Below are 21,079 nucleotides of genomic sequence, written 5' to 3' on the forward strand. Positions count from 1 at the left end.
GGGTCAGCGCGCTCCGCCGCGCGCCGGTGCGGCCTTCAGCGCGGGGAAGGTGAGCGTGAACACCGCGCCCCCTTCCGGGCGGTTGGCCGCGGTGAGCGTGCCTCCCGCCTGCGTCACCACGCCGTGGGCCATGGACAGCCCCAGGCCCGTGCCCCTCTCGCCCTTGGTGGTGAAGAAGGGCTTGAAGATGTTCGGCAGGTGCTCCTCCGGGATGCCCGTGCCCTCGTCCTCCACCACGAGCCGCACGGCCTTCCCGGCCTTGAAGGCCCGCACGCGGATGGCGCCGCCCCGGGGCATGGCGTCGCGCGCGTTGATGAGCAGGTTGATGACGACGTAGCGCAGCTCCATGGCCGAACCGGCCACGCGGGGAAGCCCTTCGGGCAGCGCCACGTCCAGGCTCAGGGGATGGCCGCCCTGGCGCGCCTGGTGCTCGATGCCGCCCCGGACGATGTCCACCGCGTCGTGGACCACGTGGGCCAGTTGGACGGGCTCCAGGGCGGTGCCGTGCTTGCCGCGGGAGAAGTCCTGGAGCCGGCCCACGCGCGCCTCCGCGTCGGACACGATGCTCACGAGCGCGTCCATGTGCTGCTGGCCCTGGCCCGTGGGGCTCACTTCGCGCTGGAGCAGCTCCAGCCGCAGCCGCATGGCGTTGAGCGTGGCGCGCAGGTCGTGCGCGATGCCCGCCGCCAGCTCCCCCAGGGCGCGCACCTTCTCGCGCTCCAGCAGGGTGGCGCGCGCGCTCGCCAGCTCCTCCTCGGCGCGCGCCTGTTCGGTGATGTCGCGCGCGAGCACCAACACCTGTCCCTGCATCTGGCCGGTGACGCGCTCGATGCGCACCTCCAGCACACGGGGTTGGGCCTCGCGCGCCTGACGGTAGCGGGTGATGCGCGCGCCGCCTTCGGTGAGCGCGAGCACCACCGCGGCCTCCGCCTGGCCCACGTCGCGCAGGGCCATCCGCTCCGCGCCGTCGTCCTCGCGCCTCCAGGGACCACGCAGCCGCCCCAGCGCGTGCCAGCGGCTGTTGGCCAGCACCACGCTGGTGGCGTTCATCATCGCGAGCGCGCTGTCGCTGGTCTCCAGCGCCCAGCGCGACAGCTTGAGGGTGATGACCTGCCGCCGGGTGTTCTCCCCCAACTTGCGCACCAGGGCGGTGTGCTTCTTCATGAGCTCGCGGTACTTGCGCAGGAGTCCCTGGGACTCCCGGACGCTGGGGCCCGGGACGGTGGAGGGCGGGGGCTCGCGGCGCGGGCTCATGCCTTGAGCTTCTCCCGCAGGCGCTGGTTCTCCTCCAGCAGGGCGGAGGCCCGGGTGGTGTCCTCGAAGAGGATGATGGAGCCCAGCACGTGCGTGTCGGTGACGAGCGGCGTGGCCACCAGCGTGGCGCTCCCCTTGCCCCCGTGCGGCAGCTGATAGGGGATGCCATCCAGACGCAGCGAGCGATTCTCCTGCAGGTGGCGGCGCAGCTTGAGCACCAGCGCGCGCTTCAGCGCGGGCACGTGCAGGGACCACAAGAGCTGGCCCACCGTTTCGCGCTCGGTGAGGCCCAGGAGCCGCTCCGCGGCCAGGTTCCAGGTGGTGATGCGGCCGTCGCCGTCCAGCACCAGCACCGCGGCGGACAGGGTGCGGATGATGGTGCGCTGGCAGAAGGTGAGCGCGTCCATCTCCAGCGTGCGGTGCGCCAGCTCGCGGTTGGTGGCGTCCAGCTCCGAGTTGGCGGACTGGAGCTCCTCGTTGGTCGTCTCCAGCTCCTCGTTGGTGGACTGGAGCTCCTCGTTGGTCGTCTGCAGCTCCTCGTTGGCGGACTGGAGCTCCTCGTTGGTCGTCTCCAGCTCTTCGTTGGACGCGCGCAGCTCCTCCGTGGAGGACTGCATCCGCACCTGGATGGCCTGCAGCTCCTCCTGCGCCGTGCGCAGGTTCTGCTCCACGCCGCGCAGGTGGGTGATGTCGTGGACGGTGTACAGCAGGCCCTGCCGCCCTCCCGCCGACTCGCGCAGGGGCACCACCTGGACGCGCAGGGCGAGGGGCTCCCCGTTGGAGACCTCCATCATCCCGTCGGCCACCTCCCGCTCGGAGCTGCCGGAGCGCACGCGCTGGCTCTGTTCGACGAGCAGGTCGCCGCTGAGGCCCGCCAGGCCCAGCGCGGCCAGCTTCTTGCCCAGCATCTCCCCCTCGTTGCGGTTCCACATCCGGGCCGCCGCGCGGCTCCACAGCGTCACCGTGCCGTCATTGTCCGTCGCGATGTGCGGACAGGGATGCGAGTCCAGGAGGTTGCGCAGGAAGGAGCGCTCGAAGTCCAGGCTGGGTTCGAGGATGCGCGCCAGGCTCACGGGCTCCGGTGGTAGGCGGTCCTGCGTCGTGCTGGTGAGCTCCACGTGCCCATCCTTGCGGTAGATGCGCCGGGCCAGGTCGATGGGCCGGAAGAGCCGGGCCGCGAAGGGGATGAGCTCCGAGCGGCCCAACACCATCTGGCCGTTGCGGCGCAGCGCGAACTGGAAGCGCGCCAGCACCCGCTTCTGCAGGTCGGAGTCCAGGTAGATGAAGACGTTGCGGCACAGGAGGAGGTCGATGCGCGACACGGGCGCGTCCGACACCAGGTTGTTCACGCCGAACACCACGGCGCGGCGGATCTCCTTGCGCACCGTGAAGCTGTTGCCCGTGCGCACGAAGAAGCGCGCCAGCCGCTCCGGGGAGACATTCTCCAACTGCTCCGGCGTATAGACGCCCCGGCGGGCCGTGGCGATGGCGTCCTCGTCCACGTCGGTGCCGAACACCTTCAGCTCCGCGCCGGGGTAGCCCGGCCCCAGCGCCTCCGCCGCGATGATGGCCAGCGAGTAGGCCTCCTCGCCCGTGGCGCAGCCCGCGCTCCAGATGCGCAGGTCCTTGTCCGGCCGCTGGCGCACGAACTCCGCCATGCTCTGCTCCAGGGCCTGCCAGACCTCCCGGTCCCGGAAGAAGGTCGTCAGCTTGATGAGCATGGAGGAGACCAGCGTGCTCACCTCGGCGGGGTCCCGCTCCAGCAGCGCCAGGTAGGCCGCCCGGCTCCGGCAGCGCGTGGCCTGCATCCGCCGCTCGATGCGCCGGTGCAGCGTGGCCCGCTTGTAATTGCGGAAATCAAAGTTCCGCACCTGACGGACCTTCTCCAGGATGGCTTCGAGCTCGCTGTCGCGTGGAGGCTTGGTCGCCATTCAGAAGGACGTAGTCCAGTGAGACCGACCGGGCAAGACCTGTACTTCCGCTCTTGCGGGAGCACTGTCGGCCATACTCTTCGTCTGGGTCTCGGACGACGAAACGTTCGCTGTTCTTCTCCTCCGCCGCGCGCATACCGGGGGTGGTTTCACAGGGGGCGGCGCGATGGCATAGCGTGGATGTCCCTTCCCAGGGGGTGATGACCAAACGATGGGAAGGCGAGGGTGTCATCCATGGAATTGAACTCAACGGGACGGGAGATCCGTGTCGCGCTGCTGGAGGATCAGCAGGTGTTCCGCGAGAGCCTGGTGGCCCTGCTCGAGGGCGCGGGGATGAAGGTGGTGGCCCGGTGCGCGGAGACAGGCACGTTCCTCTCCAACGTGCGCGCGGCCGCGCCGGACGTGGCGGTGGTGGACCTGCGGCTGGAGCACATGGGCCGCGAGGGCGCGGAGGACGGATTGAACGCGCTGAAGTACCTGCATGACTTCCATCCGCAGGTGCGCGCGCTGGTGCTGTCCGGACACCAGGAGCCGGACGTGGTGGAGCGCTGCTTCCAGGCGGGCGCGGCGGGCTACCTGTGCAAGCTGAACGCGGGCGTTGACGACGTGGTGCGGGCCGTGGGGTGTGTGGCCCGGGGCGAGCGGCTGCTGCCCGTGGACATGCTCCACGCCAGTGCCCTGCACCTGGACGACCTCGAGATGCCGGGCTCCGCGCTGTCCCGGCTGACCCTGCGCGAGCGCGAGGTGCTGGGCTACGTGGCGGCCGGCGCGGACAACCTGAAGATCGCCGCGCACCTGGGCATCACCGAGCGCACGGTGAAGGCGCACCTGACGAGCATCTACCGCAAGCTGGGACCGGAGAACCGCGCCCAGCTCGCGGTGATGGCGTGCGAGCTGGGCGTGCCCCGCCCCGTGCTGGCCTGAGGCCTCTTCCTCAGGGCGGCGCGGCTTCCTCCGCGCCGTCTTCCAGCGCTTCCCGGGGGTCGCCCAGGTGCTGGAGGAACCACTCCCCGGCGAGCTCGGCCACCTGCTCCAGCTCCGAGTCCTCCTGGAAGTGGTGGGTGGCGCCCGGGATGATGTCCATGCGCTTGTCGGTGCGGAGCGCCTCGTAGGCCCTGCGGTTGATGTCCAGGCCCAGCGTGTCCGCGCCGCCCACCAGCAGCAGGGTGGGTGCCTGCACCTTGGGCAGCACCGCGCCGGCCAGGTCCGGACGGCCGCCACGCGACACGACGGCCTCCACCTGATCAGGCCGGAAGGCCGCGGCCGCCAGCGCCGCGCCCGCGCCGGTGTGCGCGCCGAAGTAGCCCACGTTCAGGCCCGCGGTGGGGCCCTCTCGCCGGAGCCACCGGGCCGCGCCCGCCATGCGCATGCCCAGCAGGCCCACGTTGAAGCGCAACTGCCGCGTCCTGCGCTCCTCCATCTCCTCGCGGGTGAGCAGGTCCATCAACAGGGTGCCCAGCCCCATCGCCTGGAACAGGCGCGCGGTCTGCGCGAGCCGTGGACTCTGGAGGCTGCTGTCGCTGCCGCGCGCCAGCACCACCACGCCCCGGGCCCCCGAGGGCACCGCCAGCCGTCCCCGGACGAGGACGGCGTCATCCACCGGCACCATCACCTCGCGCTCCAGATGCGTGCGCGCCGCTGGTCCGACACCACGTTGTCGCGCCTGGGACTCCCGCGCTTCTTCCCACCCGTGGTCCTGCCCTACCGCATTCAACCCCGTTCGTGACCGGGGACCTGTCATACAGGCTCCTCCCGTCTGCGTGTGGCTGGTTACCGCGTCTGGCTGAGACACAGTCTGAACATGGCCCCACCCGTTGTGACCTGCCGGAGGGGGCCGGGTGTCCAGCGTAGGACAGGGTCCGCGGGGCAGGCCAGGACGCCCCGGGAAGGGCGCCCTTCCTCGCACGCCACCCCTGACGGGGTGGGGCGGTTCAGGGCTTCGTGGCCACCACCAGCTCGAAGGGGCCGGGCAGCACGTGCGCGTCCGTGAAGCCCGCGGCGGTGAGCCCCTCCAGGTAGAACTCCACCTCGCGCAGCCGGCTCACGCACGTGTCCACGCCGATGAGGAAGTAGGACCAGAAGAACTGGGCCGCCAGCCGCTCCGGGGTGCGGAACTCCTCGCAGATGAGCACGCGTCCGCCGGAGGGCAGGGCGGCGAAGGCGGCCTGCATCAGCGACCGCGCCACCTCCGCGGGCCAGTCATGCAGCACGCGCACGAGCGACAGCGCGTCGTAGCCCCGGGGCAGCGGCTCCTTCAGGAAGTCGCCGCCCACGAAGCCCAGCCGCTTGGCGGACAGGCCCGCGCGCTCGCGCGTGCGCTCGACGAGCGGTTCCGTGGCGGGCAGGTTGTAGACGTCCACGGAGAGCATCGGGTGCTGGCGCAGCAGGTGCTCCGCGAGCGTGCCGTCCCCGCCGCCCACGTCGAGCAGCCGGGCCTCGGAGGGCCACAGGGTGCTCGCGTGCGCGCGGAACGTCTCCAGGATGGGGCCCAGGCCCGCGGACATGCTGGCCTCGAAGCCCTCCACCTGTTCGGGCGTGCGCGGAGGCCAGTCGAACGACGTGGCGGACATGGAGTGCTGGCCGTGCAGCGTCTCCGGCAGCCGGCCGTACAGGGCCTTCCAGTCGTACTTCTCGCGGTCGCGCTCCAGCGACCCCGCGCCGAGCACGAGCTCCGCCGCCTCGCGCAGTCCAGGCACGCCCCGGTAGCGCGCCGCCTCCAGCGCGTCGCTGGTCTGCTCGCGCTGCACCAGCCCCAGGCTCTCAAGGCAGTCGAGGAACTTGTAGAGCCGCTTGGGGAGCAGGTCGTACTTCGTGGCCAGCTCGCCCAGCGTCACCGGGCCGGGCTCCAGCGCGTCCAGCAGGCCCAACTTCAGCGCTGTCTCCACGACGTCCATCGCGCGGGCGCCGTTGAACAGCAGGTGCAACAGGGCGCGAGGCGAAGGCGCCTCACGCGTGAAGGGAGGCATCTGGCTGCTCATGCGGCTTCATTTTGCTGCGCTTCGATGAGCGCGTCCATGAAGGCGTCCACTTCCTCGGGCGTGTTGTAGAAGTGTGGCGCGGCGCGCAGGAAGCCCCGGTGGCTGCAGATGAAGCCTCGCGCCACCAGCCGCGCCGTCACCTGGACGTCGCCGGGGAAGCTCATCGCCACCACGCCGCCGCGCTGGTGCGGCTCCCGAGGCGTCACCACGCGCAGGCCTGCCTCGTCCGCGCGCGCCATCAGCCGGCCAGTGAGCTTCAGCGAGTGCTCGCGCACGGCGTGGATGCCCACGCCCTTGAGCAGCTCCAGGCCGGGACGGGACAGCAGCACCATCAGCGGCGCGGGCGTGCCACCCATCATCCGGCGCGCGTCCGGCGCGTAGTCCGTCGTCTGCTGGAAGCCGAGCGGTGACGCGCCGGCCAGCCAGCCGGTGACCGCGGGCCGGAGCGTGGGCAGGAGCCCCGGGCGCACGTACAGGAAGGCGGCCTCGGAGCCGCCCAGCCACTTGTGCGCGCCGCCCATGAGGAAGTCCACGTCCAGCTGGCGCACGTCCACGGGGACGGTGCCCACGGTCTGGTACGCGTCCGTGGCGATGAGCGCTCCGGCCGCGTGCGCCGCCCTGGCGATGCGCGCGACGTCCAGCACGGCGCCGGTGGCGAAGGCCCCGTGCGCGACGCAGACGATGAGCGTGCGCTCATCGATGGCCGCCTCCAGCGCGGCTTCGTCCACGCGGCCATCCTTCGACGGGACGACGACCAGCTCCGCCCCGTAGCGCGCGAAGCCCTTCCAGATGAAGGGCACCGTGGGGAACTCCAGGTCGGTGATGACGACGCGGCGGCGCTCTCCGGTGAACTCCAGGCACGAGGCCAGGCGCGACAGGTGCGCGCTCAGGTTGGTGTCCAGCGCGACGGAGCCGGCGGGTGCGCCGATGAGCTCCGCCACCCCGTCCGCGTACGCCTGCATCTGGGACAGCCACATGTCCCAGGTGTCATCGCGCCACGCGCGCATCGTGTTCCAGTACTGCGCCAGCACGCCCTCCACGGCCCGGGGCAGCGCCCCGGTCGAGTTGCTGTTGAGGTACGTGCAGGTCTGGAGCAGCGGGTACTCCGCGCGCAGGGCTCCCGGGAGTGCCGCCACGGTCACGACTGGCTCCGCAGCTCCTGGGCGTGGGTGTACGCCGAGACATGCGCGGCGTGCGGATGCGCGTGAGGTCCGTGAGGAGTCGGAGCGTGGGGCACCGCCGCATGCGGCCCGTGCGCCACCGGCGCGGGAGCCGCCGCCGCATGAGGAGCGGGCACGTGCGGCACCGAAGCGTGCGGAGCGTGGACCACCGGCGCGTGCGCCACGTGCGGAGGATGGGCCGCCGCGTGCGGAGCGTGTGAAGCCAGCGCCGGCTGTGCGTGGACGGCCGGAGCATGGGCCACCGGCGCGTGCTGAGCATGCATCGGGCAGCCGCCGCCCGTGCGCGCCTCGTGCGCAGGGACCGGGGCCGCGTGAGCCACCGAGGCGTGCTGCGCATGGGCCGCGTGGACCTCCGAAGCATGCGCCATGACGGCGTGAGCCACCGAGGCGTGCTGAACGTGGGCCGTAGCGGAGTGCGCAGGGACCGCGGCGGAGTGCGCGTGGACCGCGGAGGCGTGCGCCGCCGGAGCATGGACCGCGGAGGCGTGGGCCGCCGGAGCGTGGACCGCGGAGGCGTGGGCCACCGGAGCGTGGACCGGAGCCGCGTGGGCCGCCGGAGCGTGCTGCATGTTCATCGGGCAGCCGCCGCCGGTGCGCGCCTCATGCGCATGGGCCGGGGCCGCGTGCGCCGCCGAGGCGTGCTGCGCGTGCGCCGCCACATGGGCGTGCGCCGCCTGCGCCTGGGCCACCGGCATGTTCACCGCCGTGTCCTTCATCGCGTTGATGGCGGCCATCGGGCAGCCGCCACCGCGCGACTCACCCGGCGTGTAGCCACCCTCGCGCTTCCAGCCCGCGGTCAGCTCCACGCGCACGTCCCACAGCGCGCGGAACAGCGGCAGCGTCATGCGCGCCTGCAGCACCTGCGAAGGCAGCCCGTCCAGCGCCTTCACCGTGCGGTCGATGCCAATCGTCCGGCGCACCAGCTGGTAGTGCGCGTACAGCCATCCCTGGAAGCCCTCATCCACCGTGACCAGCTGCTCGCAGACGTGCTGCAGGTCCTTCGGCCCCCCAGCCGAATAGACCTGGAACAGCGTCAGCCCGCGACGCGCCAGCATGCGCTCCATGGCGGACTCCAGCCCGTCCGCCGCGAGGCGCAACGTGTTGTAGCCCGGCGACTCCTGGCCGCTGCCGTTGCCCAGGCTGCGGCGGATGACCTGGTACTCGGACGGGGTCATCGTCTCCAGGATGGCCATCTCCGCGCTGATGCCGGAGAGGATCTTCTGCACCCGGACCAGCCGCGCGGACACCGCCCACAGCGCGTCGCGGTCCATCTCCGCCACCACCTCCACCATCTCCCGCGACGCCAGCTTCAGGTACAGCTCCTGGGACTGGTGGACGATCTGGAACATCAGCTCGTCATGGGAGACCAGCTCGCCTTCCGGGGACTGCAGCGCCAGCAGGGTGTCCGTGTGCAGGTAGCGCTCGTAGTCCAGCTCGCCCTTGCCCACCCACTTCTTCAACATCACGTTGAACAGCGGTTGAGTCAGCTCCTGCTTCAGCTTTTCGGCGTGGCTGTAATCAGTCGACGTATGCAAGGTGCCTCCGGGGGGACGCAGGCAGTTCGTGGTGGGTAGAGCGCGCCCCAGTCGGGAGGAACAGTGAGCGCGTAAATCTCTAGAAGCGACTACCTTACAGCCCTTTTGGTGAACTTCAAGTCATACAGGGCTTGCTGGTTATCGATTTTTGAGATTCCCATCCGTCCGGAGTACGGGGTGGCCCGAGGGGTCGGGCTCACCCAGGGGGTGGGTCAGCTCTCAACCGGTGAGGGATTCCGGTTGGGCGACGCCGGGCGAGGCTTGAGGCGCATGGCGTGGAGCTTCTGCGCCAATTCCGCGCCCTGAACGCTCTTGGAGATGTAGCCGTCCGCGCCGGAGGCAATGGCCAGCGAGCGCAGCTTGGCCTCATCCGAGGCGGAGTAGAGGATGAAGCGGGTGCCGGGGGGCGCGTACTGGCGCGCCAGGCCCACCACCTTGTCCCCCTTGAGGGCGGGGAAGTTGACGTCGATGAGCACGAAGTCCGGCTCGGAGGCGCGCACGATGTTGGACACGCCCAACGCGGACGTGTGGGTCTGCACATCGAACCCGTACGCGCTCAGCGAGCGCTGCACGAGGTCGAGCAGGTCCGGATCGTCGTCCACGACAAGGACGCGCGGTTTGGCTTCAGCCATGGCTTCTCCCTAGGTACTGACGAATCGTCTCGATGAGCTGATCGCGGTCCAGGGGCTTGGTCATGTAGGCCGTGCAACCGGCCGCCTGAGCCTTGTCCTGGTACTCGCGACCCGCGTGTGCCGTGACGGCGATGACGGGCACGTTCTGCCCATCCGGCAACGCGCGGAGCCTGCGGGTGACTTCCCAACCGTCGAGCCGCGGCAGGGACAGGTCCATGAGGATGAGGTCCGGCGCGTCGTTGCGGGCCCGCTCCAGCCCCTGCTCGCCGTCCTCCGCCTCGATGAGGTCATACAGTCCGCCAAGGTACCTGCGGACGATGTCGCGGTTCTGCTCGCTGTCCTCCACGTACAGCACGCGAGGCAGCTTCCCCGCGGACGCCGCCCGCTGGGTCATCAAGAGGCCCTTGGCCTGCGCGATGACGTCCTCCAGCGCGTGGCCGCCCTTGCGCACGAAGCCCGCGAAGCCGTCGCGCAACAGCGTCTCTTCTTCGGTGGACAGCGTCTTGCCGGTGAGCACCACCACCGGCACGGACAGCTTCTCCGCGCGCAGCCGGCGCAGCACCTCGAAGCCGTCCAGGTTCGGCATCATCAGGTCCAGCACCACCAGCGACGGCGGAGACACCCGTGCCTTGAGCAGCGCGTCCTCGCCGTTGCGAGCCTCGTTGGTGGAGAAGCCCGCGCGGCGCAGGTTGCGGCTGACCAGCTCGCGCGTGGCCGCGTCGTCGTCCACCACCAGCACGTCGCCCGTGGCGGCGGATGCGCCCGCGGAGGCCAGGCTCTTCTGCACCACGTCCACCAGGCGCTCCGGCTCCACCGGCTTCACCAGGTACTCGCACGCCCCCAGGCTGAATCCGCGGGCGCGCTGCTCCTCCACCGACACCAGGATGACCGGGATGGCGGCCAGCGCCGGGTCGCTCTTCAGCTGGCTCAGGACGGACCAGCCGTCCATGCGCGGCAGGTGGATGTCCAGCAGGATGGCCTGCGGCTTCACCTCGCGAGCCAGCTTCAGCGCGGCGAGGCCGTCATTGGCCGTCACCACCCTGAAGCCCGCGGGCTCCAGCTGGCCCGTGACGAGCTGCTGGATGAGCACGTCGTCGTCCACCACCATCACCGTGCTGCCCGGCCGCGCCATGGGCGCGAGCTTCTGGGCCACGTCGTGGAAGGGGACCAGGCGCTCCGTGGCGTGCGGGCTGTCCGCGCCCACGGTCGTCGCCAGCACGTCCGGCAGCCGCACCGTGAAGGTGGAGCCGCGGCCCAGGGTGCTCTTCACGTCCACCGTGCCGCCCAGCACGCGGGTGAGCTCGCGCACGATGGCGAGCCCCAGCCCCGTGCCACCCACCTTGCGCGTGGTGGTGCCGTCCACCTGGCGGAACTTCTCGAAGATGAAGGCGAGCTGATCCGACGGGATGCCCACGCCGGTGTCCTCCACCGTCATCAGCAGCTCTCCGCCGCCCGCGGGCACCACCGTGAGCGCCACTTCTCCCGTGTCCGTGAACTTGGCCGCGTTGCTCAACAGGTTGAGCATGATCTGCCGCAGCTTCAGCGCGTCGGTGCGGATCTCCTTCGCCTCGTGGTCCACGTTCACCGTGAGGGCCACGTCCTTGCCCTTGAGGTACTCCTTCACGGTGGCCATGCACTCGTCGGCCAGCTCCTGCACGTCCACCGGCTCGGTGACGACCTCCACGCGGCCCGCTTCAATCTTGGACAGGTCCAGGATGTCGTTGATGAGCGCCAGCAGCGTCTTGGCGTTCGTCTTCACCACGTTGAGGTCGCGCCGGCCGTGCGGCGTCAGGCGGCTGCCCTCCTCGCGCATGAGCAGGTCGCAGTAGCCGATGATGCCGTTGAGCGGCGTGCGGATTTCGTGGCTGAAGTTCGCCAGGAACTCGCTCTTGAGGCGCACGGCGCCTTCCGCCTCGCGGGCGCGCTCTTCTTCATTGCGCTTGGCGACGGAGAGCTCCTGGGCCAGCCGGTCCAGGTCCTCGTTCTGCTGGCGGATGATCTCCATCTGGAGCGCGCGCTGCTGGTAGCTCGCCAGGGAGCGGGCAGACACCGCGCGCGTCTTCTTGATCTCCTCCAGGCTGGCGGCCAGCTGCTTGTTGGCGGCCTCCAGCTCATCCCTGGAGGCGCGCAGGGCCTCCTCGTTCTGCTTGCGGTCGGAGATGTCCTCCGTGACGCCCATCACGAAGCGCGCGACGTTCTGGTCGTCCAGGAGCGGAATCTTGCGCGTGGCGAAGATGCGGTCCACGCCGTCCGCGCGGGCCACCTCCTCGAACGTCTTCATCTTGCGCGTCTCGAGGATTTCCGAGTCGATGGCGATGAACGACTCCGCCTGCTCCTTGGGGAAGTAGTCGTGGTCCAGCTTCCCCAGCAACCATTCCTTGGTGACCCGGAACGCGTCCGCGAACGTCTTGTTCACCACCACCAGCCGGCGCGTCTCCGCGTCCTTCACGAACAGCACGAAGGGCAGCGCGTCGATGATGTTGCTGAGCAGGTAGTTGGTGCGCTTGAGCTCCACGCCCGTCATCTGGTGCTGGGCGCGCTCGGCGTGCAGGCGCAGCTCGCGCGCCACCACGAAGGGCAGGTGGCCGTAGCGGTCCTCGCTGACGTAGTCGCGCGCGCCGGCGCGCATGACGGCGGCCAGCGTGTCCGCGCTCCATGCGGGCGCGCTCACCACGAAGGCCGTCTCACGGCCGCGCTTCACCCAGGCGGCCTGGACGTCCTCCCAGGTCATGCCCGGCAGCTCGGACCCCACCAGTACCAGGGCCCAGGGGCGCTCCAGCGCCTGCTCCAGGGCTTCCCGCGTACTGACGGGTTCCAGCGTGAGCATGGAGAGGATGTCCTCCTTCTCCAACGCGTCGCGCATGGCGCGCGTCTCACGCTCGCTGCCCACCAGGAGCAGGGACAGGGTGTAACCGAGGGGCGCTTCGGCTTGGGCCACGTCGAACGGGTGGTGGGCCATGGTCTGTTTAGTTGGAGCCGAACGCGAGCACGGTCAGCGTGGTGTTGATGTGGAAGCCCGAGTAGATCTCGAATTGCACGTTCATCCCTGCGGCGGACGGTGCAAGCTTCATGGCCTCGGAGAGCTTTGGCAACATGCCCTGGGCCTGCGCGTACCACAGGCGTCCGCTGCAGTGGAACAGGAGGGCGGCCTGGGGGTTCTGCACCCGCCTGGGCAGTTCCTCCTGGAAGAAGTCCCGCGTCATCCCCGCCAGGTCGCCGGCCTTCATCAGGTCCAGCTCACTGCCCTCCTCCAGGAGGTTGGCGAACAGGATGGAGCCATCTTCCAGGGGGCGCCACGCGGCGCGGATGAAGTACTCGCGGCCCACCTTGAGCGCGGTGGGGCGCAGCGCGAAGCCACCGGGCCGGCCGAACTCCAGGTCCGCGATGTTCTCCACACCCAGGATGTCCGCGTAGCGCCGGGCGGCGGGCTGGCCGTCGATCTCCAGGGCGCGCGTGTGCGTCTCGTCCACCTTGGTGATGGTCATGCGCTCGCCGGTGGGCACGTACCAGTGCGAGCGCAGCGCGGCCCAGGGGGCGTTCGTCTTGAACAGGGCCACCAGCACGCCATCGCCGGCCACTTCGCCATCCACGTGGATGAGGGCGGACTGGCGCGCGGGGTCCGTCTCTGAATCGCTGGCGCCGCCGCCCACGAGCACCAGGGTCTGGTTCTTCTCCAGGATGCCCAGCAGCAGCTCTTCCTTCTTGTAACGGAAGCCGTCGTCAATCACGAGGCCCACGTACCGGCGCGCGTCCAGGTCCTGCTGACGCACGCCCAGCTCCTCGCACGCGCGCTTGATGGCCTGCGCGCCCGCGGCGATGGCATCCCCGGTGAGGCCCGAACCCAGGCCCAGGCCGACCTCGAAGTCGCCGGAGAGCGCGCCCATCACCACGCTGTTCTCGTGGATGCCGTTGTTGTCCAGCTCCCCGGCGGTGGTGGCGCCCACCAGCCGGGTGTCCTTCGGCAGCCGCTCACGCACCGCGCGGTTGAGCGCGCGCTGGTCCCGCTGGCGGGCCGCGAACAGCGTCACCAGCTTCGGCGGGGGACCATGGAGTTGGCGAAGGAGGTCCTCGGCGACGGCGACCGGATCCGTGAGGGTGGAACGAGCCGTCTGCATCTTCACGTGCGCCATGAGGACCTCCGTGCGAACCGGCGGCGGCTAGAAGCCGGCGCCGGGGTGTGTCTTGTGACAACTGCCGGTGCACTGCTGGAACGACTCGCGGCCCCCGCCGACGTACATGCTCTCGATGGGGCCGAACTTCGCCACGTGGCTCTCAGGGTAGCTCTTGTGGCACGACAGGCAGGCGGCCTTGCTGGTGCGCTGCGTGGTCTCCTGCTTCAGGTGGCAGGACGAGCACTTCTCCAGGGGCGCGTCGAAGCGGTTGGAGCGCGAGTGGATGAAGTGCGTGCGCACGAAGATGGGCCCTTCCAGTTCGAAGCCCAGCGGAGCATGACACGACGCGCACGCGGCGCGGTTGTCGTTCGCATGGAGGACTTCACCCAGATCGCCGCCCTTGCTGTGGCAGGTGTTGCACGGACCCGTGGTCAGGGCCGCGCTGGTGTGCGTCTTCGTCCCCACCTGGATTTCGATGGTGCGCGACGCCGGGATGTCCTCGCCCAGGTAATTGCGGCGCGCCTTGGCGGTCACCAGGTAGGTGCCGGGCTTCACGTCCGCGGGCAGGGTGTAGGTCCAGGTGTCGCTCACGGGCGCATCCCAGCGGCCGTCGTTGGGGAAGAAGGCGCCGCCGAACAGCTTGTTGGCGGGGGGGAAGGTCATGAACTGCGCATAGACGCCGTCGCGCGCCGGGGTGGCGATGGTCTGCACGTCCTGCGAGTCATCCAGGAAGGCCTCCAGGTCGACGATGGTCCGGATGGGCTGGATGTCCTGCGCCGGCCCGATGAGCTGCGTCATCATCATCCGTTCCTGGTGCTTGCGGCGATAGTAGGTCGTCGTGGGGTTGAAGAACGCCTGATAGTACTGGATGCCGCCCGGGCTACCGGGAGCGCCCGGAGGTGCGACCTCATTGTAGGTTGGGAGGCTTCCGGCCTTGTGCAGGCGCTTGCCCTTGCCGTCCTTCAGGGTCATCTGGAAGGTGACGTCCGACCCGGGGGCATACGTGCCGTCCTTGCGGGGCGCCGTCACGGGCTTGATGTCGATGCCGAACCCGTAGCTGAACTCCGGCTGGGACACCTGGGTGACGGGGATGTAGTAGGGGGCGAACGGGCGCAGGCTCCAGCGCAGGCGCAGACCGGCCGTGCGGGAGTTGAAGGTGAGGGTCTGCTTCTTCGCGTGGTCGTACGCGTTGCGCAGCTCCACCAGGGCCTCTTCCTCATAGGCCCGGGCGCCGTTGCAGTCCGTGAGCGAGCGGCAGTCGCGCGTCCACTGGATGGCGCGCATGCGGCGGACGAAGAAGTCGTCGCGCTCCGTGCGGCGGGTGTCGTCGCTGCCGATGTTCAGCAGCACCGGAGCGCCCGTCAGCACGCCGCGGGAGTCCACCGGCTCCACCGTGAAGAGGCTGGTCGCCTTCATCCACGCGGCGTCACGGTAGAAGCGGCGGCGGGTGAAGGTGCCGTCCGGGTTCGACAGGCCCACGAACTCCTGGTCCGCCAGGCGCACACCCGACCACCCGATGGCCAGGAAGTCGCTGTTCTGGCGCAGGCCGTCCACGCCCTCGTCCTTGGACGCGGTGATGGAGGCGCGCAGGTCAATCTGGTTCACCCAGAAGGACTGGCCGGCCTTCACCTTGATGGGCACGCCCTTTCCGTTGTCCACCTCCAGCGCCAGGCCCACGGCCGGCTCGCGGTTGCCGCCACCCAGGATGTCGCCCAGCGACAGGTCCTGGCCCTGGACCGCGAGCTGCGGCTCGACACTGGGCTCCACGACGGCGGAGGACTCCAGCCCCGTGGACTCCGGACCGCCGCACGCCACCGTCAGGCTGGCCAGGGTGGCCAGCAGGCTCGCGCGGCCCGCCGTGAACAGGTGGGGGGAAGTGCGAGAACACCGCTCCCGAATCGTGTCAGTTCCAGCCATGAGGGGACTCCTCCGAACGCGTATGTGCGGACGGCTGCCGAAGCAGCGTCGCGGCCAGTGGACCCGGGTGCCCTTGCGTCGGGGGGACGCTGGCGGAGGGTCACTCTCAAATCCGGCTTTTGCCGGAAACGAGCAGTTCTAGCCACACGGAGAATATCCACAATCAACAGAGCGATTCAACTTCTGAGAATTATTCCACCCAGAGGCGAACTCGAACTGTTCGTGACTGGATGGGAAGGGCCTCTGGGGCGCAACCCACCCTGGAGGGTCATACTCGAATCGCTTTTCCCACTTCCTCCTGTGCTTCCGGGGTGAACGGGAGTTCGACCGTGAACTCCGAGCCTTCTCCCAGCCGGGAGTGGACGCGGATGGTGCCGCCATGGGCTTCGACGAGCTGGCGGACGATGTAGAGGCCCAGGCCGAAGCCCGGCGCGCGGCTGTCCGTCGTGACCCGCTCGAAGCGGGTGAACAGGCGCTGCTGGGCTTCGGCGGGGATGCCGGCGCCGTGGTCCCGCACCGACATCTGGACCCGGTGTGAGTCCTCGTCCACGTTCACATGCACCTCCACCGGCTGGCCCCGGCCGAACTTGAGGGCGTTGCTGACCAGGTTGGTGAGGACGCGGTCCAGGCGCTGGCGGTCCCAGCGGCCGCGGGCCGCGTTCTGGGCGTGGACGGTGAGGGCGCAGCCGGCGGCGGTGGCCTGGTCCTCGTGGCGGGCGGCCACCTCGTGCGCCAGCTCCGCCAGGTCCATGGGCCGGGCCTCCAGCACCAGCCGGCCGCCGGACAGGCGCGACAGGTCCAGCAGGTTGTGCACCAGCTGCCCCAGGCGCTTCGTCTCGTCCTCGGCCAGGAGCAGTCCCTCGCGCAGGCGCGGGTCTTCCGTGTGCGCGGGCGCGCACTGCAGGCGCATGCGGCGCAGGCGCAGCTGCAGCGAGCTGAGCGGAGTGCCCAGGTCGTGCGCCGCCACGCCAATGAGCTCCAGCGCGTTCTGCGTCGCCGCGAGCAGGCGGGCGTTGTCCAGCGCCAGCGCGGCGCGCGCGGACAGCTCCTCCAGGAAGGCCTGGTCCACCGCGCCGTAGTGGCGGTGGGGCCGGGTGGACAGCAGGCACAGCGCGCCCAGCACGCGGTTGTCCACGACGAGCGGCACGCTCAGCGCGGAGCGCACGCCCAGCGCGCGCCACAGCTCCGCGCAGGTGCTGTCGCTGACGGAGGAGGGCAGCCGGTCTGGATCCACCTCCGCGAAGCGCTCGGCGCGGCCGGTGTGCATGACGCGCGCGGGGCCGGGCTCGTCCTGCGAGGGCCTGCGCATCAGCGGCTCCCACAGCCGCGCCTGGGTGGCCGCGTCCGCGCACGTCACCGCGCCGGGGCGCACGCCGCCCTGGCCGTCCGGCAGGTAGAGCACGCACGCGTCAGCAACCTCCGGCACGCACAGGCGGGTGAGCGCGTTTCCCAGCTCCTTGGCGCCGGCCTGCGGCTGCAGCACGCGTCCGGCCTCCGCGAGCAGCGCCTGCATGCGCTCGGTGCGCTTGCGCTCGGTGATGTCGCGCGTCACCTCCGCGAAGCCCTGCAGCGTGCCGCCTTCCGTGTAGAGCGCGGTGAGCAGCGTCTCCGCCCAGAAGCGCGAGCCGTCCTTGCGGATCCGCCAGCCCTCCGCCTGCAGGCGCCGCTCGCGCGCGGCCCGCTCGCGGTGGGAGGTGGGCAGGCCGTGCGTCACCGAGTCCGGCACGTGCAGCACCTCCACGCGCTGGCCCACGATGTCGGAGGACGTCCACCCGGTGAGCCGCTCCGCGCCCGTGCTCCAGCAGGACACCGTGCCATCCGGCTCCAGGAAGCACAGCGCGTAGTCGCTCACGCCATCCATGAACAGGTGCAACCGCTGTTCGCTTTGCACGGCTTCCGCGTGCATGGGGCCCAGCGCGTTGCGCAGCACCATCACCAACGCGACCAGGGCGCCCAGGCCCAGGAGGCCCGCGAGGATGTCGGCGATGTGATGGACGAGGGCCCCGTCGTCCACCGTCAGCGTGTGGGCCGCGGACACCAGGGTGGCAAGCAGGATGAGTCCGGCCAGAAGGCACACGGACAGACCCGCCCCGACCCGCTGAGCGAAGGTCCAACGTCGCAGCATGTGGCACTCCCCCCCGACGGCACCGAGCGCTTCTGTGCAGAAGGACGCTCAACATCACCGAAAAGGTGGGGTGAGCGACATCGCCCTGTCGGGCAGGGTATCCTATAACCCTGTTTTTACCTGTTTGTCATGAAATCATGGACCCTACCCGCGGGGATGGGAAAGGTCTGGCGGGCAGGACGCGGCGGGGCTGTCGGATGGTGGACGATGCCCCGGCGCTTTCCGGGAACTCGGGCCTGGAATCAAGGGGTTGGAAGGGGTGGAGGTGCCCGTGAAATGGCCTTCCGGGCGCCGGGACGTTATGCAGCGCCCCTTCCTCGTCACCCAGGTGTTGCACGGCATATGGCGTCTCTCGTCGAAGGTCTGAAGGTCCGCTACCTCCCGCAGCCCGAGTGGGGCGTGGGGCATCTGCTGTCGCTGCAGGAGCAGGGGGCCAAGGCCCTCATCGCCTTCCCGTCCCGCGAGGACGAGCCGGTGCTGGTGTCCACGCGCGGCGGTGCGCTGGTGCCCTACCAGCTGCCCAAGGGCGAGCCCATCCAGACGCCGAAGGGACGCAAGGCCACCATCCTGGGCGAGGAGCCGGGCGCGCGCGGGCTGCGCCGCTATGTGGTGCGCTTCGAGGACACGGGCGAGGAGGACGAGCTGCCGGAGTCGGAGGTGCGTGCGCTGGCGCCGCGCTCCGACCTGTTGTCCACGCTGCGCGACGGGCGGGTGGGGGACGCGAAGGCGTTCATGCTGCGCAAGCAGGCGCTGGTGCTGGACGACGAGCGCCGGGGTGACGCGCTGGGCGCGCTGCTGGCCAGCCGGGTGATGGTGAAGCCGCACCAGGTGGGCGTGGTGCAGCGCGTGTTGTCCGCGCGCCGGCCGCGCTTCGTGCTGGCGGATGAAGTGGGCCTGGGCAAGACGATTGAAGCGGGCATGGTGTTCAGCGCGCTGCGGCTGGTGGGCCTGGCGCGCCGCTGCCTGGTGGTGGCGCCCAGCCACCTCACCGTGCAGTGGCTGGTGGAGCTGTTCCACAAGTTCAACCAGCTCTTCACGCTGATGGACTCGGACCGCTACGAGCAGTCGCTGAAGGAAGCGCCGGACGTCTCTCCGTGGGCGCGCTTCCCGCTGGTGGTGACGAGCCTGGAGCTGCTCAGCCGCACCCGCGAGCACCGCGACGAGGTGGCCGCCGAGGACGCCTTCTGGGACCTGGTCATCATCGACGAGGCGCACCACCTGAAGGGCGAGAAGGCCTTCGCCGCCGCGAAGGGGCTGGCCGCGAACTCGTGGGGCCTGCTGCTGCTCACCGCCACGCCCATGCAGTTGGATCCAGCGGAGTACCACGGCCTGCTCACCCTCATCGACGCGGCCACCGCGCCGTCCGTGAACGGCTTCGAGGCGCGGCTCCAGCGCCAGGAGGAGCTGTCCACCGCGGTGCGCGCGCTCATGGAAGGCAAGGGCGACGGCAAGGCCGCGAAGGCCGCCGTGGCCGCGCTGGCGAAGCGCTTCCCGGAGGACGCGAGTCTCCAGACGCTGAAGGAGAAGGAGGCGCTGCTCGCGCACCTGGCGGAGACGTACAGCCTGTCCGACCGGCTGGTGCGCAACCGGCGCGCGGTGGTGGGCGGCTTCTCCACGCGCAGGCTCCACCGGCACCCGGTGCAGCTCACGCCGGAGGAGCTGACGGCGCGTGACACGGCGCTCGCCACGCTGGCGAAGGGCACGCTTCGCGGTGCGCCGCTGGCCAACGTGCTCCGGCGCCTGGAGTCCAGCCCCGCGGCGTTCATGGGCGCGGTGAAGTCCAACCCGGCGCTGAAGGGCGCGGACCTCAAGCTGACCGGCCGGGACGCGAAGCTCATCGCGTTCGTGGGCGTGCTGCGCGGCATCTGGAAGGCGGAGCCGCGCGCGAAGGTGCTCGTGTTCACGGAGAGCCGCGACACGCTGGAGTCGCTCCAGTCGGAGCTGTCGCGCGAGGGCGTGGAGGCGCTGGGCTACCACGGCGATTTGCCGCTCGTGGAGCGCGACCGTCAGGTGGCGCGCTTCCGTGACCCGGAAGGCCCCCGCGTGCTCCTTTGCACGGAGGTGGGCGGCGAGGGCCGCAACTTCCAGTTCGCGCATCACCTGGTCCACTACGACCTGCCATGGAGCCCCTCCACGGTGGAGCAGCGCATCGGCCGCCTGGACCGCATCGGGCAGGCGCACCCGGTGGAGATCCACGTCTTCGACCCCGCGGGCACGCTCGCGTCGGACGTGCTGATGCTGCTGGCGGACGCCGTGGGCGTCTTCGGTGAGACGGTGGGCGGCCTGGACGCGGTGTTGGAGGAGGTGGAGGACCGCATCACGGACCTGGCCCTGCTGCCCCGCGAGGCGCGCGTGGAGTACGCCGCGGAGCTGAAGACCCGCGTGGAGGCGGCGCGTGAGCAGGTGAAGCGCGCGTACGACCCGCTGCTGGACGTGCGCAGCTTCGACAAGCCCGCCGTGGCCCGGCTGGTGGCGCGCGCGCAGGAGCGCATGGGGGATGAGCCTGGCGACGAGGACTCCGACGAGGAGGCTCCGCCGCTGGAGGACGGGCTGTGGAGCGTGGCGCGCGACCTGGACGAGCGTCTGGAGGAGACCGTCACGGAGCTGGCGCGCCGCGTGGGCATTGGCGTGGACACCGACGAGCAGGTGGAGGCCTTCCAGGTGGCCTTCCAGTTCGGCCACGCGCTCAACGTGGAAGGCCTGCCCGGCATCGACGTGATGCAGGACCGCACCTTGCTGGGCACCTTCTGGCGCGACACCGCGGTGGAGGCGGAGGAGCTGGAGTACTTCGCCACCGGCCACCCGCTGGTGGAGGCGCTGTTCGGCTTCCTCAAGGACGGACCCTACGGCCGCAGTGGTTTCCGCCACATCGAGAAGCGCAGCGTGAAGAAGCCCGCGCGCGGCCTGGAGCTGCTCTTCCACGTCCAGCTGCCGGAGCCCCAGGACACCTCGCCCGGCGCCCGCGTGCCCAGCCGACAGCTGGCCCGCTTCCTGGCCCGCACCCTCCTGCCCGTGGCCGTGGTGGAGGGCCCCCAGGGCCCCGTGGCGGACGTTTCCGTACTCACCGCTTTGGAATCCGACGGCAAGGCCCTGAAGGGGGATGAAGTCCACCAGGCCTTCCCTGGCTTCGGAGCCTTCGTGGACGCCGCACTGCCCGTGGCCCAGGCCGCCGCCGAGGCGGAGCTCGGCCGGTCCGCGAAGAAGGCCCGGGCGGCCATTGAGGCCGAGCGCGACTCGGCCGCCGCCCGCCTGCGCCTCTCCCTCTCCCACCAGGGCCTGCCCCCAGAGGAGGTGGAGGCCCAGGTTGACGCGGAGCGCAATCACTACGAGCGCCTGCTCCAGGCACTCGCGGGGGCGAAGGTGGCGCTGGACGCGGCCTGCGGGTTCACCCTCAACCGCTGAGTAAACAGTTGT

The 21,079-nt window shown here is 70.4% G+C and carries 13 protein-coding genes; 2 read left to right on the forward strand and 11 right to left on the reverse strand.

Annotated features, from left to right (window positions below; genetic code table 11):
- Positions 1-3 precede the first annotated feature (3 nt).
- Both D7Y04_RS02800 and D7Y04_RS02805 read right to left on the reverse strand, forming a co-directional pair.
- Positions 4-1,254 carry a sensor histidine kinase gene (locus D7Y04_RS02800; protein WP_121758224.1) on the reverse strand — a complete coding sequence of 417 codons (1,251 nt, stop codon included), beginning with the start codon at positions 1,252-1,254 and terminating at the stop codon, positions 4-6.
- Positions 1,251-3,185 carry a CheR family methyltransferase gene (locus D7Y04_RS02805; protein WP_121758225.1) on the reverse strand — a complete coding sequence of 645 codons (1,935 nt, stop codon included), beginning with the start codon at positions 3,183-3,185 and terminating at the stop codon, positions 1,251-1,253. Before D7Y04_RS02805 ends, D7Y04_RS02800 begins: the two co-directional genes overlap by 4 nt.
- 234 nt (positions 3,186-3,419) lie before the next feature.
- On the opposite strand from D7Y04_RS02805, the gene D7Y04_RS02810 reads away from it, so the two are divergent.
- Positions 3,420-4,109: a response regulator transcription factor gene (locus tag D7Y04_RS02810; RefSeq protein WP_121758226.1), complete on the forward strand. Its 690-nt coding sequence runs from the start codon at positions 3,420-3,422 to the stop codon at positions 4,107-4,109.
- Between the two features lie 10 nt (positions 4,110-4,119).
- Here the strand turns inward: D7Y04_RS02810 and D7Y04_RS02815 are convergent, their stop codons facing one another.
- The 9 genes from D7Y04_RS02815 to D7Y04_RS02855 form a co-directional block, all read right to left on the reverse strand.
- Positions 4,120-4,926, reverse strand: a complete 807-nt coding sequence (locus tag D7Y04_RS02815) for a dienelactone hydrolase family protein (protein ID WP_233601248.1) — start codon at positions 4,924-4,926, stop codon at positions 4,120-4,122.
- A 190-nt stretch (positions 4,927-5,116) separates the two neighbouring features.
- The gene (locus tag D7Y04_RS02820) at positions 5,117-6,163 is read right to left on the reverse strand and encodes a methyltransferase (RefSeq protein WP_233601249.1); all 1,047 of its coding nucleotides are present in this window, start codon (positions 6,161-6,163) and stop codon (positions 5,117-5,119) included.
- Entirely contained in the window at positions 6,160-7,299 is a 1,140-nt protein-coding gene (locus D7Y04_RS02825; RefSeq protein ID WP_233601250.1) for an aminotransferase class V-fold PLP-dependent enzyme, read from the reverse strand. The genes D7Y04_RS02820 and D7Y04_RS02825 overlap by 4 nt, the downstream gene beginning before the upstream one ends.
- A 2-nt stretch (positions 7,300-7,301) precedes the next feature.
- Positions 7,302-8,879, reverse strand: a complete 1,578-nt coding sequence (locus tag D7Y04_RS45430) for a tryptophan 2,3-dioxygenase family protein (RefSeq protein WP_121758227.1) — start codon at positions 8,877-8,879, stop codon at positions 7,302-7,304.
- Between the two features lie 212 nt (positions 8,880-9,091).
- Complete coding sequence (locus tag D7Y04_RS02835) at positions 9,092-9,511, reverse strand: response regulator (RefSeq protein WP_120575153.1); 420 nt, start codon at positions 9,509-9,511, stop codon at positions 9,092-9,094.
- On the reverse strand, positions 9,504-12,470 hold the full coding sequence (locus D7Y04_RS02840; protein WP_120593902.1) for a response regulator: 2,967 nt from the start codon (positions 12,468-12,470) through the stop codon (positions 9,504-9,506). The genes D7Y04_RS02835 and D7Y04_RS02840 overlap by 8 nt, the downstream gene beginning before the upstream one ends.
- Before the next feature lie 7 nt (positions 12,471-12,477).
- Positions 12,478-13,641: an FIST signal transduction protein gene (locus tag D7Y04_RS02845; protein WP_120575151.1), complete on the reverse strand. Its 1,164-nt coding sequence runs from the start codon at positions 13,639-13,641 to the stop codon at positions 12,478-12,480.
- A gap of 27 nt (positions 13,642-13,668) precedes the next feature.
- On the reverse strand, positions 13,669-15,540 hold the full coding sequence (locus tag D7Y04_RS02850; protein WP_120593903.1) for a cytochrome C: 1,872 nt from the start codon (positions 15,538-15,540) through the stop codon (positions 13,669-13,671).
- A gap of 268 nt (positions 15,541-15,808) precedes the next feature.
- Entirely contained in the window at positions 15,809-17,665 is a 1,857-nt protein-coding gene (locus D7Y04_RS02855; RefSeq protein WP_120593904.1) for an ATP-binding protein, read from the reverse strand.
- A gap of 342 nt (positions 17,666-18,007) precedes the next feature.
- Between D7Y04_RS02855 and D7Y04_RS02860 the strand changes: the two genes are divergently transcribed.
- Positions 18,008-21,067: a helicase-related protein gene (locus D7Y04_RS02860; protein WP_121758228.1), complete on the forward strand. Its 3,060-nt coding sequence runs from the start codon at positions 18,008-18,010 to the stop codon at positions 21,065-21,067.
- Positions 21,068-21,079 lie beyond the last annotated feature (12 nt).

Origin of the sequence: Corallococcus sp. AB038B, from assembly GCF_003668955.1 — a bacterium.
GTDB classification, from domain to species: Bacteria; Myxococcota; Myxococcia; order Myxococcales; family Myxococcaceae; genus Corallococcus; species Corallococcus exiguus.